16 protein-coding genes are annotated in these 17278 nt (G+C 45.8%); 4 read left to right on the forward strand and 12 right to left on the reverse strand.

Going from position 1 to position 17278, the window contains the following annotated elements; translation table 11 throughout:
• Positions 1-20: 20 nt before the first annotated feature.
• Positions 21-563 (reverse strand): hydrolase, encoded by a 543-nt coding sequence (locus R7Q38_RS06325; RefSeq protein ID WP_054701260.1) that lies wholly within the window; start codon positions 561-563, stop codon positions 21-23.
• A 150-nt stretch (positions 564-713) separates the two neighbouring features.
• Positions 714-1574, reverse strand: coding sequence for a LysR family transcriptional regulator (locus R7Q38_RS06330; protein WP_318114165.1), 861 nt, complete (start codon positions 1572-1574; stop codon positions 714-716).
• A 99-nt stretch (positions 1575-1673) separates the two neighbouring features.
• On the opposite strand from R7Q38_RS06330, the gene R7Q38_RS06335 reads away from it, so the two are divergent.
• Both R7Q38_RS06335 and R7Q38_RS06340 read left to right on the forward strand, forming a co-directional pair.
• A complete protein-coding gene (locus tag R7Q38_RS06335) occupies positions 1674-2738 on the forward strand; it encodes an HlyD family secretion protein (RefSeq protein ID WP_318114166.1) in 1065 nt (354 codons plus the stop codon).
• 9 nt (positions 2739-2747) lie between these two features.
• Positions 2748-3767 (forward strand): DUF2955 domain-containing protein, encoded by a 1020-nt coding sequence (locus tag R7Q38_RS06340; protein ID WP_170890405.1) that lies wholly within the window; start codon positions 2748-2750, stop codon positions 3765-3767.
• A gap of 1007 nt (positions 3768-4774) precedes the next feature.
• Here the strand turns inward: R7Q38_RS06340 and R7Q38_RS06345 are convergent.
• Entirely contained in the window at positions 4775-5803 is a 1029-nt protein-coding gene (locus tag R7Q38_RS06345) for a methionine synthase (protein WP_031780992.1), read from the reverse strand.
• Positions 5804-5833: 30 nt separating this feature from the next.
• Positions 5834-6808 carry a DUF1852 domain-containing protein gene (locus R7Q38_RS06350; RefSeq protein ID WP_017636059.1) on the reverse strand — a complete coding sequence of 325 codons (975 nt, stop codon included), beginning with the start codon at positions 6806-6808 and terminating at the stop codon, positions 5834-5836.
• Between the two features lie 1098 nt (positions 6809-7906).
• Between R7Q38_RS06350 and R7Q38_RS06355 the strand changes: the two genes are divergently transcribed.
• On the forward strand, positions 7907-8824 hold the full coding sequence (locus tag R7Q38_RS06355; protein ID WP_005376731.1) for a leukocidin family pore-forming toxin: 918 nt from the start codon (positions 7907-7909) through the stop codon (positions 8822-8824).
• 75 nt (positions 8825-8899) lie between these two features.
• Positions 8900-9583 carry a topoisomerase I gene (locus tag R7Q38_RS06360; protein ID WP_239938999.1) on the forward strand — a complete coding sequence of 228 codons (684 nt, stop codon included), beginning with the start codon at positions 8900-8902 and terminating at the stop codon, positions 9581-9583.
• Positions 9584-9662: 79 nt separating this feature from the next.
• Here the strand turns inward: R7Q38_RS06360 and R7Q38_RS06365 are convergent, their stop codons facing one another.
• From R7Q38_RS06365 to R7Q38_RS06400, 8 genes are all read right to left on the reverse strand, one after another.
• On the reverse strand, positions 9663-10358 hold the full coding sequence (locus tag R7Q38_RS06365; protein WP_213886661.1) for an ABC transporter ATP-binding protein: 696 nt from the start codon (positions 10356-10358) through the stop codon (positions 9663-9665).
• 22 nt (positions 10359-10380) lie between these two features.
• A complete protein-coding gene (locus R7Q38_RS06370) occupies positions 10381-11664 on the reverse strand; it encodes an ABC transporter permease (RefSeq protein ID WP_213886622.1) in 1284 nt (427 codons plus the stop codon).
• Positions 11665-11666: 2 nt separating this feature from the next.
• Entirely contained in the window at positions 11667-12881 is a 1215-nt protein-coding gene (locus R7Q38_RS06375) for an ABC transporter permease (RefSeq protein WP_140328067.1), read from the reverse strand.
• Positions 12878-14149: a TolC family protein gene (locus R7Q38_RS06380; RefSeq protein ID WP_104979532.1), complete on the reverse strand. Its 1272-nt coding sequence runs from the start codon at positions 14147-14149 to the stop codon at positions 12878-12880. The genes R7Q38_RS06375 and R7Q38_RS06380 overlap by 4 nt, the downstream gene beginning before the upstream one ends.
• A complete protein-coding gene (locus R7Q38_RS06385) occupies positions 14142-15275 on the reverse strand; it encodes an efflux RND transporter periplasmic adaptor subunit (protein ID WP_186584819.1) in 1134 nt (377 codons plus the stop codon). Before R7Q38_RS06385 ends, R7Q38_RS06380 begins: the two co-directional genes overlap by 8 nt.
• 228 nt (positions 15276-15503) lie before the next feature.
• Positions 15504-16064 carry a GNAT family N-acetyltransferase gene (locus R7Q38_RS06390; protein WP_080773719.1) on the reverse strand — a complete coding sequence of 187 codons (561 nt, stop codon included), beginning with the start codon at positions 16062-16064 and terminating at the stop codon, positions 15504-15506.
• A 3-nt stretch (positions 16065-16067) separates the two neighbouring features.
• A complete protein-coding gene (locus tag R7Q38_RS06395) occupies positions 16068-16493 on the reverse strand; it encodes a GNAT family N-acetyltransferase (protein WP_042523060.1) in 426 nt (141 codons plus the stop codon).
• A 19-nt stretch (positions 16494-16512) separates the two neighbouring features.
• The gene (locus R7Q38_RS06400; RefSeq protein ID WP_213970706.1) at positions 16513-17268 is read right to left on the reverse strand and encodes a class I SAM-dependent methyltransferase; all 756 of its coding nucleotides are present in this window, start codon (positions 17266-17268) and stop codon (positions 16513-16515) included.
• Positions 17269-17278: the final 10 nt, after the last annotated feature.

The following is a 17278-nucleotide window of genomic DNA, read 5'->3' on the forward strand; positions in this document are numbered from 1 at the left end:
TGTTGATTCCAGTGATTACACTATTTGATGAGCGCCAGAATTTCTTTGAATTCAGGTGCTCGGCAATCTTCGACCATTTCATACAAACACATTTCTAGCCCAGTGAGTACCACACCGTTAGCGGTTAACTTCGCAAGAGCGAGCGCTTTATTGGCAGCGGTTCGGGAAGATACACAATCCGTGACTAATTCAACGCGATAACCGGACTGGCGCAGAGAAACCGCGGTTTGATAGACGCAAATGTGGGATTCAATACCGCAAACCAACCAGGTATCAACTTTCGCGTTCTCCACCGCGACCTTAAACGTCGCCTCTTTGCAACCATCAAACGTGTACTTGGTAATAGGTAAATGCGTGCTTTCAAGCACTTCACGAATCGGCTCCGCGGTTGGACCCAATTTTTCTGGATTCTGTTCTAGCCACAGAATAGGCAAATCTAGTGCTTTGGCGCCCTTTACCAGTTTCGTGATATTTTCAATCAGAGCGTCGCTTTCATGCATTAATGTAGCGAGTTTGCCCTGAACATCCACCACAATCAGGCCCGTGTTTCCTTTCGATAACATTTCCATCTCCTATCTTGTGCGACCACAAACCATACTCAACAAGTTGAGCAACAGTTAATGTATCAGAACCCTTTCATGTTAGAGCAATAAAACCTAGAAAGATGACCTTCGCTCACACATTTTCCCTTAGGTAAGGGTGGTTTGAACTGACTATTTAAATTTCTCTCGAATTAGCTCAATCAAGGCTTTGACTTTATTGGGCAGAAATAAGGCCGAGGGATAAATCAGAGTAAGATGCTGCTTCGGATGCGCGAATTGAGGCAGCACCTCGACCAACAAACCGTCTCTCAGTGCAGGCTTGGAATGAATTTGAGGAATAAACGCGATGCCGTTTCCTGCTATCGCCATCGAGCGCAGCAAGTTGAGGTCATCCGAACGCAACGCCACATGCAAATCTGAATCGAGCAAATCGGCATTGTAACGATTAGTTAAAAGGCGATGCTGCTTAAGATCTTCCACCGTTTTTACTGGCGGATGCGATTCTAGATAGGCTTTTGACGCAACAAAGTGACTACGATAAGGCAAAAGACTGAACTGCACATAGCTGTCATCGGTGACTTTGACCACGCTCGGAAGAAGCTGCAAATCAAACGCTTGACGCTTGAGATCGACACTCTCTTGATGGTTTTCAATCTCGACCGAAATATCCGGATACCGCGTTGTGTACTCGGTGATGATCGCGTTAAACGCGGCAGAGCTCATCAATGCGGAAGGAATGGCTAAACGCACCTTGCCCGTCAGCTCTTGTTGATATTCATGCATGGCATTTAAACCTTGCTGAATATGGTCAATAGGCTGCCCCACCAACTCAAACAAGCGTTTCCCGTGCTCCGTCAACTCAATGCTGCGAGTTGTGCGGATCAAAAGCTGTACCCCGAGCGATTTCTCTAATTCTTGCAGGCGACGACTCACTTTTGAGCGTTGTAGTTGATTCGCCTCTGCCGCTGCACTTATACCGCGGTGAACCACCGTCTGAGTGAATAGGTAAATATCATCAAAACTAACGTTCATTGTCCTATTTTTAGGTCATTCATGTTCGTATTATCATTCTACTGAATTGTGGGTGACTTCTCTATAATCCGCTATCCAATATGTTTAACGGAACTTGTAATGACGGCTGAACAAAAATTCAAACACTGGATGCGAACTTTGATTGTCCTGTTCATCGTACTATTTTTGTACATTATCATTGCTGACCGCCACGCCCCCTTAACGACCGAAGGACGAGTACAAGGATACGTTGTCCAAGTCGCACCCGAGGTATCTGGTAAAGTGACCGACGTTCTCATCGAGAATAACCAGTCCGTTCAAAAAGGCGATGTGTTGTTTACGATTGATGATCGTAAATACAAGATAGCACTTGAACAGGCGGAGCTGTCTCTGCAATCCGCTTATGAAAAAGAAGCAACACTGTATTCTCAACGCGAAGCCGCTCTTGCCAATATTGCCCGCGCACGAGCGACATTTGATAATGCACACCGCGAGTACAACCGCTTACTGACACTATCGAAGCAGAAAGTCATCTCTCAATCGACACTCGATAATGCCTTTGCCCAAAATCAGGTATCACGTGCAGCGCTTAAAGCGGAACGACAAAACTTAAAAGTCATTGAGGCGCAATTAGGCGATCAAAAAGGTCAAAGCACCGCCGTTCGAATTGCCAAAAATGGCATCGAAAAGGCGCAACTTGATTTGGCAAATACCGCGGTACTCGCTCCCAGTGATGGTGTCGTGACCAACCTGCAACTAGAAGTTGGCACGATGGCAAACACCAACATGCCATTGCTGACATTTGTACCAACAGGATCACTTTGGGTAGCCGCTGATTTTCGTGAAAAATCCGTCGCGAACGTAGACAAGACTTTCCACGCCTTGGTCACATTTGATGCCAACCCAGGTTCAGTGTACGACTTTGATTTAGCTAGCCGCGATTACGGTGTAGCAGCCGCACAACAAACGCCTAATGGCGCACTAACCAAAGTAGAAGTGAACAACCGCTGGGTACGTGATGCACAGCGTACACGAGTGAACCTAACCAGCAGTGAAGAGTTACCACCAGCACTGTTTGTCGGCTCTCGCGCTACCATTGTTTTATACCCAGACAACAGCATTTTCTGGCAGTGGATGGCGCAAGCACAGATTCACCTCGCAAGCTGGTTCCACTTCATTTACTAGGCGGCGACAATGAAAACCTTACGAATTTGGTTCGGCTGCTCTTTAGGGCTCGCGCTAAGCATGATCTTCGGTTGGTCTTACGGATTTTTTGCCATCATGATGCCGCTGTTTATATTGGGCAGAATGGACAACTTTAATCTTTCGGCTTTATTGATCGTGTTTTTCTCTGCGGTGTGGACAACCATACAAGCCACATTTTTGCTGGAATACTTGCAGTTTCATCCAACATTAATGATCGTAGCCGTCGGAATCATGATGCTGTTCAAGTGCATTGCAATGATGAACCAGAAAACCTATTTGTTTGGTTACATGGGGCTGTTAGTGGGTTCAATTGTGTTGAATTTTGCCAGCTATAACTTCATGGATATTGAAGAGTTCAATGTCAACATGTGGGTGATGGCGTTCAGCAATATTTTTGTTTGCGCATTCGCGTATTGGTTGTTCCCTGAGCCAAAGTCCCCCACCGAGCACATTGAGATGTCGACCCCAGTGAAAAGCGATATTGACTACATCAGCCAAGTTGCCATGGGTTGGGTAGTGGCGATGGCGGCGTTTATCGTATTCCAAGTAGCGGACTTATATGACTCGTTATCCGCACAAGCTTCCATTTTGATCATCCTAACCCCAATGACTTTAGCGGGCTCGCTCGCCATGGCAAAAATTCGCATCATCGGCACCGCACTAGGCTGCATCGCAGGGATGGCTGTTCAGCTGATATTGGGCAGTTGGTATGGGCATGGGCTACTCTTTTGGCTCGCCTTTACCATTGCAATGGGGCCATTCTGCTTGTGGCTCACCAAGGGGCAAATTAAAGCGGCTATCGCGTTTTCTGCCATGTCTGCCCTATCGGTTCCGCTGACGACCTCGTTGGTGCCAGAACAAAAAGACGCGTTCTTTTCGATCTTGTACCGTTTCAGCTCGATTTTCGTTGCGGTTCTGCTCACCGCGATGGTGATGTGGGTGGTGCATCACTGGATTCGTGTGATGTTGCTAAAGCATCCTGAGATTAAGAACGTAGAGTTGAATTAAATCTGGCCGAGGCTGGAAACGGGAAATGTATGCCGCTCACTTTACTGTGAGCGGCATTTTTATTTAAAACGGTCACCCTGAACATCGAGGAACGAGCGTGGTTCAGGATCGACTCACCGAGTGCTGTGAGGTTCTGAGGTTATCGCCATTTTCCAGTGAGTTGTTAGTAGATTCCTAGTCTCGTCTAGACTCGCTGGAATGACCCAAATTTGAATACAAGCCAAATAGTTGGGTAGGTGAGTAACGTATCTCTTAACATCCGTCATCCTGAACAGCGAAGGACGAACGTGATTCAGGATCTACCCACCGAGTGCTTTGAAGTGCGAAAGTTATCGCTATTTCCTAGCGTGCTGTAATCAGATTCCTAGTCTCGTCTAGACTCGCTGGAATGACCCTACCTTAGAGCTGCTCTAATACCTGAGGGATGGCGAGCAATGTATCTTCCAACATCCGTCATCCTGAACAGCGAGGGACGAGCGTGATTCAGGATCTACCCACCGAGAGCTTTGAAGTGCGAAAGTTATCGCTATTTCCTAGCGAGCTATAATCCGATTCCTATTCTCGTCTAGACTCGCTGGAATGACCCTATCTTGGAACTGCTCCAATACCTAGGGTTGTGGCGAGCAATGTATCTTCCAACATCCGTCATCCTGAACAACGAGGGACGAGCGTGATTCAGGATCTACCCACCGAGTGCTTTGAAGTGCGAAAGTTATCGTCATTTCCTAGCGAGCTGTAACCCGATTCCTAGTCTCGTTTTAACTCGCCGGAAAGACCCTATCTTGAAGCTGCTCCAATACCTAGGGTTGTGGCGAGCAATATATCTTCCAACATCCGTCATCCTGAACAGCGAGGGACGAGCGTGATTCAGGAGCTCCCCACCGAGAGCTTTGAAGTGCGGAAGTTATCGCTATTTCCTAGCGAGCAGTAAACCGATTCCTAGTCTCATTTAAACTCGCTAGAATGACTCTAACTTTAGTTCATGGTGCGGAGCCTAAGTATTAATATCAACCCACCAACTCTTTACGAATGATCTCCGCACCCGCACTTAACGCATTGAGCTTAGCGGTCGATACTTCACGAGACAAAGGCGCCATACCGCAGTTGGTACATGGGTAAAGCTTGTCGGCATCAACGTACTTCAACGCCTCTCGCAGTGTGTTCGCCACTTCTTCTGGCGTTTCAATTTCGTTGGTAGCGACGTCAATCGCACCAACCATCACCTTCTTACCGCGAATCAACTCAAGTAACTCAATAGGCACTCGTGAGTTATGACACTCAAGCGAGATAATATCGATATTTGACTGCTGCAATTTAGGGAATACTTCTTCGTATTGTCGCCATTCAGTGCCTAGCGTTTGCTTCCAATCCGTGTTCGCTTTGATGCCGTAGCCATAGCAGATGTGCACTGCAGTTTCACATTTCAGCCCTTCAATCGCACGCTCTAAACACGCAATGCCCCATTCGTTCACATCATCGAAAAACACATTGAACGCAGGTTCATCGAATTGAATAATGTCGACACCCGCCGCTTCAAGCTCTTTCGCTTCTTGGTTGAGGATCTTTGCAAATTCCCAAGCCAGCTTTTCACGGCTACCGTAATGATCATCATAAAGTGTGTCGATCATCGTCATAGGGCCTGGCAGCGCCCACTTGATAGGTTGCTTAGTTTGCTGACGCAAGAACTTGGCATCTTCAACAAACACGGGCTTTGTGCGGCTTACTGGGCCAACCACCGTCGGAACACTTGCTTCATAACGGTTGCGAATGGTCACCGTTTTACGGTTTTCAAAATCTACGCCGCTTAAATGCTCAATAAAGGTCGTCACAAAATGTTGCCGAGTTTGCTCTCCATCACTGACGATATCAACGCCTGCCAATTCTTGCTCTTGCAAAGCGACGCGTAGCGCATCACGTTTGCCATCAATCAGTTCTTCACCTTGCAGTTTCCACGGTGACCAAAGTTTTTCTGGTTCGGCCAGCCAAGAAGGTTTCGGTAAACTGCCAGCCGTTGAAGTCGGTAATAGTGTTTTCATCGTCATTCCTTTCTAGATTCTCGTTGTCGATTACGCGTAGTTTGCAGACCATTGTTCAAGCACAGATTGATAAGGTTTGATGAAATGCTCCTCGGCAAATTTTCCTTGTTCAATCGCCAGTTGGCTGCGCTCTTCTCGGTCGTAAACGATTTGAGTTAGCGAGTGGTCTAGGTTTTTTAGGTTTGGCTGGTAGCAATTACCGGCAACCGCGTTGGCATTGTAAATCTCAGGTCGGTAAATCTTCTGGAATGTCTCCATCGTGCTAATCGTGCTGATAAGCTCTAGGTTTGAATAATCGTTCAACAAGTCACCGAAGAAGTAGAATGCCAACGGTGCAACGCTGTTTGGCGGCATAAAGTAGCGCACCTGTAAGCCCATCTTCTTGAAGTACTGCTCCGTCAACGAAGATTCGTTCGGCTGATATTCAAAGCCCAAAACAGGATGTTGGTTTTCGGTGCGTCGGTATACCTTGTTGTCCGATACACTCAGACAAATCACCGGCAGCTTTTTGAAATGCTGTTTGTAAGACTCAGAATTAACGAAAGCTTTGAACAGTTTGCCATGCAAATCACCGAAGTTCGCTGGGATGCTGAACTGTGGCTGGTTTTTGTTGTGGTCCAACAGCAAAACGCTAAAGTCGTAATCACGCACGTATGAAGAGAAGTTGTTGCCCACTATGCCTTCAATGCGCTCGTTAGTGTTGTGGTCAACAATGTTGGTTTTGAGCACTTCAATCGATGGGAAGGCTTCTCCACTACCTTGGATATCCATATCAACGGAGATGATTTCAAGTTCAACGGAGTAGCGGTCACCTTGCGCGTTATCCCAATATGCCAACGCATTAAAACGATTGTCGATCATTCGGAGCGCATTGCGCAGATTCTCTCGGCGGTAGTTTCCGCGAGCCAGATTAGCAAAGTTGGTAGTGATTCGCGTGTTGTCTGATGGTTGGTAATTCTCATCAAAGCGAATGCTTTTGATAGCAAATGTGAAATCGTTATTCATCGTGAGTTGGTATCCTATTTCCTTAGATAAAGCAGACTTTTCCTAACTCTGTGCATGGGGACATTTTTTGTTTTTTGGTTTTCCCAATCGTTAGGTTGCACAGCACTTACGACGAACGGTTCGTACAAAAATGACCGTCGCAGTGCCTAACACCAGAGCAGTCCTTTTTTATACTTGCTTCACGAGTTGAGTAATATTGGTATTGTTTCACATTGAACATGAAGGAAATTCATAGTGGGAGTTCCAACCCTGAGAGAGCTATCGTAGATACTGTTTTTCATTGACACCAATACACGTAACTTGGCGAGCATATTGCCAATATGTGTAATTAAGAAACGGATAAGAGATTAGCAGTACGTAAACCAGTTTTAAGCCGAGAAAACGCATTGTATAAACAATACGCCAACTGGAATATAGGACAGCGTAACTTAAATAGCACTTTTCACACTCCATCGTTTATTCAAGCATTCGTTTAATTAGAAGTACGTTACATTTTATATTCTCGAAACATGATTATTTAATAATCTTATTTATTTCTTTTTCTATCTTTACCATCTTAAACGTAAAGTTTAATTTCCTGCTGTAAAAGCACATATAACTTCATACACGAACATGGCAACTTCATTGACGGACTTTATCACTCAACTATTACATTAAGCTCTAAAAAAATAATAACAAAAAACATAAACCACTGTTTTAATTTGAATTAAATCCATAAACCCGAGATAACCACATAACGATACTTTACTTAATTTGGTATAACAAAAACCCTAAAAATAACATGGCTAACATTTATAAAATTCACTTTTATCAATAGAAAACCTCAACACAACATTAGAAAATTAAAATTAAGCAATAACTTAAAAAGACAATACTTAATAACCAAATTCTTATTTATTATAGTTGAGTGGTGAATTTAAAAACTATGAGACATTAATCCCACGAATCTATCCTTTTTCTTTTTTTAATAAAAAACAAGATGCACTATTTCACCGCTCATTTATTGAGCTTGAATTTATAACCTGTCCATAATTATAAAGTGCCCATCAAGATGGTTTAAAACAAAAGTCTTTATGGGCTGACTAATAGGAAAAAATAATGGAAAAACAGCATCTTTCTGCGAGTATTATCGCACTCGCTTTACTTGGTTCTTTAGCACCAGCACATGCTGAAGATACATTGAAATCTTACACTTCGACGTTGCTTCAGCTTGATGATGGTGATGCTCGCTCGAAAAAAATCCGCTTAATTTATTCTTTAGAAAATGTCTGGAACCAATCTTTGCTACCAAATGGCGCTAAAGAAGCCAAGTTGATCCTAAATGGCGGTTCTGGCTTCGACATGACTAATGTTCCAAACAAAGAACAAATCTATGGTTTTGCTACTGGGGGAGATTACCGTTACACCGTTCCAACGGCTTTTAAGCTGGCACTGAGCTATTTAAATGGCGCCCCTTTACGCCACATGAGCCATGCTCCAGAAAACACCATTGCAACGGCATCTGTCAGTGAGTCGCTAGATTTTAACCTTGGATTCAGTGCTTCTACTTCTCCAAATATTAGTGGGGGAATCTCCTGGAGCAACCGTGTAACGTACGACCAGCCGGAGTTTCAAACGGTTGCCGATTTTAACCAAGCTAACGAAAGCATTAATTGGTTAATTGAAAACAAGACTATCCGCCATAATACGCCAGCTAAAGACTGGTTATTGTATCGTTGGACCAGTTGTGACATGGGTAATTTGATTGATTACAATGAGTTACCTGTCGTTATGCGTTCAGACTTTAAACCACAAGTCGGCGTCGTATATAGAAAAAATGACATTCAAGATGGCCTAGATACATCAGAGGTCAAGCTGGTTGCTGGTTGGCGAAAAACCAATTACTACTTTGGTCGCGACTGGTGTAGCTGGTATACCACTCCAGAAAATACCTGGAAGAAAAATCGTGATAGCAGTCAATGGACAGAGACTAGCCGAGCCGTAACTATCTCTTGGAATGACGATCTCTACCACTAACTTATTAGCCTGCGGCCACGGAATAAATAAGTGGCCGCTATATTTACTAATGAAATAAACGGTAAGACATGACACATGACAAGTAACAAAAAACTCTTGACTGGATCGGCGCTAGCACTTGGTGCAGTACTCGCCATATTTCTAATTAATTCAAATAACAAGAATGCCAAGACCGAACCTGTTGCAAGCCTTGATGAGCAAATCAAGACAGAAGACGCTGCGACAATAAGTGTAACGCCTCCTGAGAGCGATGCTGCTCAAGAGGTTGTTACCGCTCCAACACCACTAAGTCGCAATGATGATACTTCCGACGTCATTCCAGCTACACCTTGGATATCTGCCCCATTAAATGAACTGAGCAATGAACTGTACGATTTTATTGAAGCTGAACAGGTAAGTTACATCAGTACGAACGACTATCCATTCGACGAGAAAAAGCAAAAACAATTGCGAACATTAGCTAAGCAAGGGGTTCCTATCTTGTTTGACAATACGGAGTCATCCTATTTGGATAGCTACGGTGTCAGCGAAACCAAAGTCGTATCAGAGTATTTTGGTACGGCGTCTGAAGGTGATGTCATCATCGCTACCGGAGTACAGAATGCAGATGGCAGCATTCATTATCTAGTTTTGCCTTTGAAGAGCAAAGATCTCAACGATAACAGTAAATTGATTGAGGACACTAAGCTCGCAATCACTCTACTTAAAGAACAAAAGCATGACTTGATAAAAGAGAGACAAAACGAACATCGCGAATAAAAGTAAAGGGAGATAGCCTCTGTATCGCTATTTCCCTTAAAACTCAGTTCTCAATTAAGAAAAGCTCATTTCTCCCTACTTACCTTACCGGCACCCTATCCGAAATCACCTTGCCGTCTTTGATGGTGATGATGCGTTTAGTGCGCTCTGCCAGAGCGTTATCGTGCGTCACGATGATCAGCGTTCTACCTTCGGCGTGGAGTTGGTTGAACAAGGCTTCAATCTCTGCGCCGGATTTTGAATCCAATGCACCCGTTGGTTCATCTGCTAAGATGATTTGCGGATCGTTGACCAAGGCTCTTGCAATCGCGACCCTCTGTTTTTGACCACCAGAAAGCTGGTTTGGTTTATGGTCTAAACGATCCCCTAGCCCGACTTGCTCTAGCAATTTAGCTGCGCGCTGGCGACGTTCTTTGGCTTTGATACCAGAGTAAACCAACGGCAGTGCCACGTTATCAAGCGCCGTCGCGTATTCCAATAAGTTAAAGCTTTGGAAGACAAATCCGATCTTTTGGTTACGAATGCCAGCCAGCTCATTCGCACTTAAACTTGCGACGTTTTGGCCGCCAAGTTGGTACTTGCCATCGGTGGGCTTATCTAAACAACCGAGCATGTTCATCAACGTTGATTTGCCTGAACCGGACGGGCCAAGAATCGAAAGAAACTCGCCTTGATTAATGGTTAAGTCAACGCCGTCTAGCGCGCGAACTTCCGCCTCCCCGCTTGAGTAGTATTTACAGATGTTGGTCAGCTCAACAAGCGGCTTGTTCGACATGTTCTCTCCAGAGTTATTGTTGTTATTCACTTTGTAGCGCCTCCAATGGGCTGACTTTTGCGGCTCGGTTTGCAGGTAACCATGCAGATGCCACACCAATTATCACTAAGGTGAGGATGACAATCGCGACAACGACCCACGACAACTCAGGGACAGGTTTACCCAGTTGTTCATAAAAGGCATTGCCCTCTAAAGGAATGGAACTGATGGCAGACACCAGCGCGTACGTCACGCCTAAGCCAAGCGCGCCCCCCATCATCATTGTCAATAAAGACTGCACTAAATAGTGCATGCGAATGGCCGTTGGGGTTGCACCGACTGCCATGCGCACGCCAATATCACGCGTAGATCGCTTTACAGTGGCATACATCACATTGGCGATGCCAACGCCAGCAACAGCTAACGTCACGAAGCCGATAATGCCAAGAAAACTCTGCAAACCTATCAGAAACTGCTGCATACTCTTTTGTTTAAGGAACATATCATCGACTTGGACGACCTGTTCATCACTGACACTTGCCCCGTGCTTACGGGCAATCACTTGCCTGATCGTCTTTGCTAAGGCTTCTCGGTCTACATCGGCTTGTGGTTGCACATTGATGCCACCAATTTCACCGTTGACATGAAATCGCTTCCACGTCGCTAACGGCACAAAGCTGGAATAGTTGATAAGATCCCCCAGTTCTATTTGGGCGCTGTTTTTCTCCAATACGCCCACAACGGTGAACTGCTCATTGCCGATTTTTACCTTTTTCCCCACAGGGTTGACTTGCAATGTGACTGTCGCAAACCAACTAAAGTCCTCATTCGGGTTGAATAAGTCGGCTGCCAGTTCATAACCCAGTACAACGACTTTGCGCGTCTCTTTTTGATCGAGTGGATTTAACCATCGCCCCCCCGCCATCGGCACCAAATTGGTCATGGATTGAAACTCGCTCGTGACCGCTAACGGCTCTTGCCACGAGTTTCTATCACCAACGGTGATGCGCTCTTTCCACTTCGCAGTTGGCGCAACACTTTTTACATCGGGTAACGCTCGAACGACCTCTGAATCGTCCATTTTTAATGTCAGAAATTTACCTTGGTGAAAAGCACCGTGGTCGACGGTGGCCATCCCTCCGGTCAAATAAATCAAGTTGCCGTTACCATTTTGTGCGGTTTTCAATACGCCCTGACGAATACCCTCACCTACCGCCAACATAGCAGCGATACAGAGGGTCGCCCACGCTACAGCCAGAATGGTCAAACCCAATCTCAGCTTTTCTGCAGCCATTTCTTGGAAAATTTGTCTCATCGGTAACAACATGACTAGGCCCTCGCACTCAAAGCAATGACTGGCGTGAGACGCGATGCTCGCCTTGCTGGGAAATACGATGCCATCAATGCCAAGATAAGCGTCACAAGTAAAGACCAAGCAATGGAATCTGGCGTGATCACAGGCAAACCAATCCATTCCGGTAATGCCATGCTGCTTAAGACAGATACCACGGCATACGAAAACATCAGACCTAATGCCGTGCCCACGGCTACCAAAATAAGCCCTTCAAGAATAAACTGACTGAGTATGGATTTTTGAGTCGCCCCGATCGCCAAACGCACACCGATTTCACGCGTGCGCTCCGTGACAGATAAAAACATGATGTTGGCAACGCCAAGCGCACCGACCGCCATGGTCATCGCGCCGCTCGCTCCAAGAAAAATCTGAATGCCACGCAAAATTCCACTGATGACCGCCGCACCTTCACTAAAATCGGGTAATTCGACCGCATCTTTATCACTTGGGTCAAAATGAAGCTGCTTGGCGAAAAAGTTCACGATATTTTGTCGAAACGACGGTGCATCCATCCCTTCCCTCGGCTTCATCAATACCATCCAAGGTTTCGCATCCCACAAATCGCGGTACGTTGTTTGAGGAATGAAAACCGTGCGGCTATCGCCGAATGAAATGCCAGTGTCCTCACCAACGGTTATCCCAATCACCAAAAACGGAATGCCGTTGACTTTGAGCCTATCCCCGATTTGGATTCCGCCCATTTGCGCAATTTGATCGCCTAACACCGCCACGCGAGTGTGGTTGTCCATATCACTTGGTGACAGGTTTCTCGAACCGGATTGCAGCTTGCGTTGCATTAAAGGAAAGTAAGACGTATCAATACCGCTGACCGTACTCGATAAATTCTGTCCTTTGAGATTGGTGATATTCGCATCCCATTTGGCGTAAACGCTTGACGCCTGTTGCACGAAGCCCGACTGTTTGATCATGTCGACTTTTTCTTGTGGTATATCAATTTGGCGTCTTGAAGGTAACCCTTGCCACGGTTTACTGGTACTCGACGGAAACACCACTTGCACATTGTTGATCATAAATGAAAACGACTGAGTCTGATGGCGATAAAAGCCTTCGCCAAGTGCGATTAACACCACCACAGAGATCACGCCCCAAGCAATCGCGATAATGGCTAGCACGCTCTTCATGCGATGCGCCATCAACGTTTGCCAAGTTTGCTGCAACAGGCTGCTCATGAATGAAAAGCCCGAGAGATCAACGCCATGGTATCGTCATCGAGTTTCCCTGCGGTTTGCAGTAAGCCGATTCTCTTACGCCAGTAGCTGTACAAGTTGGTTTGCAGACTGTTTTTCGCCTCAAACAAGCTGTTGTGTGCGCTGATAACTTCCGACACTTCAAGCAGACCAGCGTCGTAAAGTTTCTCTTTGCTTTGCAACACTCTGGCGCGCGACTCAACTAGCTCGTTCGCTATCAAAACTTGATTCCAGTTGATATCGACCTGCGTAAACTGCTGAATAACTCGTTTCTGAATATCAATTTCCACTCTACGCATATCTTGCTTGGCGCTTAAAATGTTCAACGATGCTTCGTCCACTTTCGCTCGCACTGCACCATTGAGGTCAATCGGCAAACTCAAACTAATCCCAGCGTTAAACTCGCCGTTTGAACGATTGTCACCATCGCTGTAGCCCACACTGCCTTTGACGGTTGGGTAGTATCCACCTTTAGCTGAATCTTTCGCGAACTCGCTCGCTTTCACCATCTGCGCCGCCACCAACAGCTCTGGACTGCTGTCTTTAGCCAGCTTTAGCCATTGCTCCTGAGAGTCCACCAGCATCGGCGGCTGAATCAAAGAATCCGTTCGAATTTGGTCGACACTCTCCGGCATTTGATTGATTAACGCCGCAAGCTCTGCTTTTTTCACTTCGAGATCGGCTTTTGCATTGAGGATACTTGCTTGCTCAGAGACTTGATTCGCTCTCATCTCTTCGACATCAACCGACTTCACTTTGCCTGCTCGATAGCGTTTCTCAATGATGTTGAGAAGTTCTTTCCCCTCCTCCAGCTTGGACTGCGCCAATTTGAGGTCGCCCTGTGCGCTTGCCACATCTAGGTAAGCGGTGAGCAACTTTTGCGCAAGCTCGTTATGCGCTTGAGATAACTCTAACTGTACTTTGAGATAATTGGCATTCGCTTGATCCAGTTCCGACCACAAACTACTATCCCAAATAGTTTGAGTTAAGGTAGCGCCGTAACTGTTCGAATGGCTTGAGGACTCATTCCAATCCGCTGACGCACTGGCACTTAAACCCGGCAATAACGCACTGCGGCTGCTCTGTACGCCAACCTCGCCAAGCTGGACGCCGATTTTCGCTTTTTCGTAATTTGGATCGTTCTGCTTTGCTTGTTGCCAAGCTTGTTCAATAGAAATTGCATAGGTAGGCAAACTGAGCGTGGTAGCCAACAATACAAAGGCGATTGTTGGTCGTTGCAGCTTAACCATGCGCCGCTCCCATCATACTGTTGTCGATAACCTCTTCATCAAGCTCCACGCCGTCAAGCACTTCGACATTGATGCCATCTGACAGACCGAGTTTCACAGGTTGTTTATGAAACCCTTGTTCTGAGCTATCGGGGATCAGAACATTCGGTGCGTCACCATCAAATTGCAGAGCGCGCTCCGGTAGAGTGAGCACGTTTTCAGACTTCTTCAGAATGATTTGAGCCGTCGATGAAAAACCAGAACGAAGCAACACATCTTGTGGGATCTTGAGTTCTCCCACTTCAACCTCAAAACCGTTATCAAAACTTTTTGCCGAAGCATTGCCCTCTGGTGAGTTAAGGTTCTCAGATTGAATCGCCACTTTGGTTAGCACACCAGAAATCGCCACATCAGGATAAGGCGCAACCGTCAACATAACGGGCATTCCCGGAGACAACTGCGCAGCATCATGCTCACTGACGCTACCTTTAAAAATCAGACTGTTCATGTCGGCCAATGAAATCATTTCAGTCGCGGCTTGGCTTGATTGAGTCGAGATGATCGGCTCTCCGACCTCTACTTTCTGGTTGAGTACCGTGCCATCAATTGGCGCGTAGATCGTCGACGTTAAACGCGCATCACCGATAGACGCCTCACCACTGCGGATGAGTTCGAGATTCTGGCGCTTTTGCAATACGTCCGCTTGCGCAGATTTGACTGCCGAGCGCGCACTTACGTATTCGTCGTAGTTACTTGGAATAATGTCCTGCTTGACCAAGCTTTCTAAGTTGGACAGTTTTTGTTTGGCGGATTCCAGATCGGCTTCGCTACGCATGAGTTCTGCCGATGCATCCGTTAATGCTTGGGGTGTTGGGTTTGGACGCACTTTGATCAGCGGCTGGCCTTGCTTCACCTTTTCACCAACTTTCGCGTAAATTTCACCGACGATACCGTCAATTTGTGACTTGATAGACACAGAGTGTGCAGGGACAATTTTACCAACAGCCACCGCTTGTTTTTCAATTGTGCCTTTTTCCACAATCAATGTAGGCAGTAATTCTGGTTGAGCAGCAGATTGGAGATAGAAATACGTACCACCGCCGAGCAGCGCAATGCTCACAGCGGAGACAAGCCAACGTTTCGTCATTATTTATTCCAACAATTATTGGGTAGTCTAATGACTACTCCTAAAACACAAAGTTGAAGGAATAATATCCTGCTTTAATAGAGGTTTGGTTGTCACAGTTGGTATGGTTTTGTCAGTCACCTCTGACAATCAAAGACTAAAAAAATCTCGAGGAATCATTCAGCAAAGACGCTGTCTACGATGGCGACTAACATGCTCTGTAACCGCTCGTTTCAACCGCTATCAATTTCATTCTGAACAATGTGCAAAATGGCGCAGTTCGATATCCTCCAATTGCATATCCATACAGTCTTGCGCCTCACGTCCTAGAGCAGGAAAAACTGCATGCGCTTTTAAAATGCCTTGGCTGATAAAGCCGCATTTCTCCAACACACGGATACTCGTGTGGTTGCCAATATGCGGGGCAGTGCGAATGCGCGTTATACCCAAGCTTTGCAGGCAGACAACGCCAAGTTTGCAGGCTTGGGTTGCATAGCCTTTTCCCCGATAGCGAGCAGAAATACCAAAATGGATTTCACTGCTGTCTTGCTCAGGTATCAGCACCAGACAACCAATAGGAGTTTGAGAAGTGAGTTCTTCAATAGCGAAGACTAAGAGATTGGGAGACTTTTGATCATATTGAGCACGCCATCTTTCGATAGCTTCAAGGGTTTGATTAACATTTTGGTGGACTTGGCGATTGAGGAAGCGGCATGCTTGCTCATCGCCTAAATAGTTTTCAAACAGGGGAGCAGCGTCTGTTGTTTTGAGGTGTCTGATTGCCACTTGTTGAGATTCAACTCTCATCATGATTTAGCTCTGATAAACATTCGGTTTCCAGATTTGCATGAAGTTTTCTACTGGAGCAATAGGAGTGAACCCAAACTGTTCGTACAACCCATGAGCATCGCGGGTTGCAAGCATCATACGGCGTAAGCCTTGTAGTTCTGGATGAGCAATAATTTCTGAGATCAACCACTTACTGATGCCTTTACCACGGTGTACCTCCACAACAAACACATCGGCTAGGTACGCAAACGTGGTACGATCGGTAATTAACCGAGCAAAAGCAACGAGTTGATTTTCGTCATCCAAAACCGCAAAACAGAACGAATGGCGCAATGATTTCTCCAGGCGTTCTCTTGGAATGCCCTTTCCCCAATAACTGTTTGAAATGAACTGGTAGATAACGTCTAAATCCATGTCATCTAACGACGTGGTAATTCGAAACCCTTGCATTGTATCCCCCAACATTGATTTATATTTTCTCAGCCACACAGACAAGCGAGTTGGCATTCGCCTCAAATGCTTGCGCTGACCAAGACTGGTACTTCTCTATGATTCTGAATCCCGCTTGTTCAAGGAAAACGTCTATGTCTTCCAGCGGACGATATTTTAAATCAATGCTGGAATGCTCAATCATTCCACCTTCAAAATGGCGCTCTTTCTTCAAATACATGATGGATGTTTGCAAGTCATACTCGACCTTCATACCGAAATAATTCACTTCACCATAAGTTGGAGAAACATAGGTTTGCCACAGTGCCATCTCATTATCCAATTCTAGATTTTCTGGCGTTGGTAACCGCGTATCGAAAACAAATCGCTTACCTTTTTCGAGGTGTCTTGATATTGAGCTCAGTGCACCTGCTAGCATCTCATCACTTAAAAAGGCTTGGAATGCATTCCCTGTCATTATGGCTAGGTCAAACTTCTTACCTAACGAAAACTGGGTTGCGTCGAGATGAAGAAAACGCAAGTTACTCCTGCTTTTGGCTTTGTCCTTTGCGTGTTTGAGCATCCCTTCAGAAATATCAATGCCAATGGCGTCGTTGAGTTGCTCAGAGACTGGAATCGTGACAATGCCGGAACCACAACAGACATCCAATACACTTCGAGCATTGGTTTCTTCGATTAACCTTGTGATGAAAGCAATGTCGTGATGATAATGCTGGTCGTATTGAGCATCGTATTCAATGCCAGACCCGAACTCGGTTAAATCTTGTGTTTTCAAAAACAATCCT

The sequence above is a fragment of the Vibrio sp. Vb0598 genome (genome assembly GCF_033338935.1).
Classification (GTDB): domain Bacteria; phylum Pseudomonadota; class Gammaproteobacteria; order Enterobacterales; family Vibrionaceae; genus Vibrio; species Vibrio alginolyticus.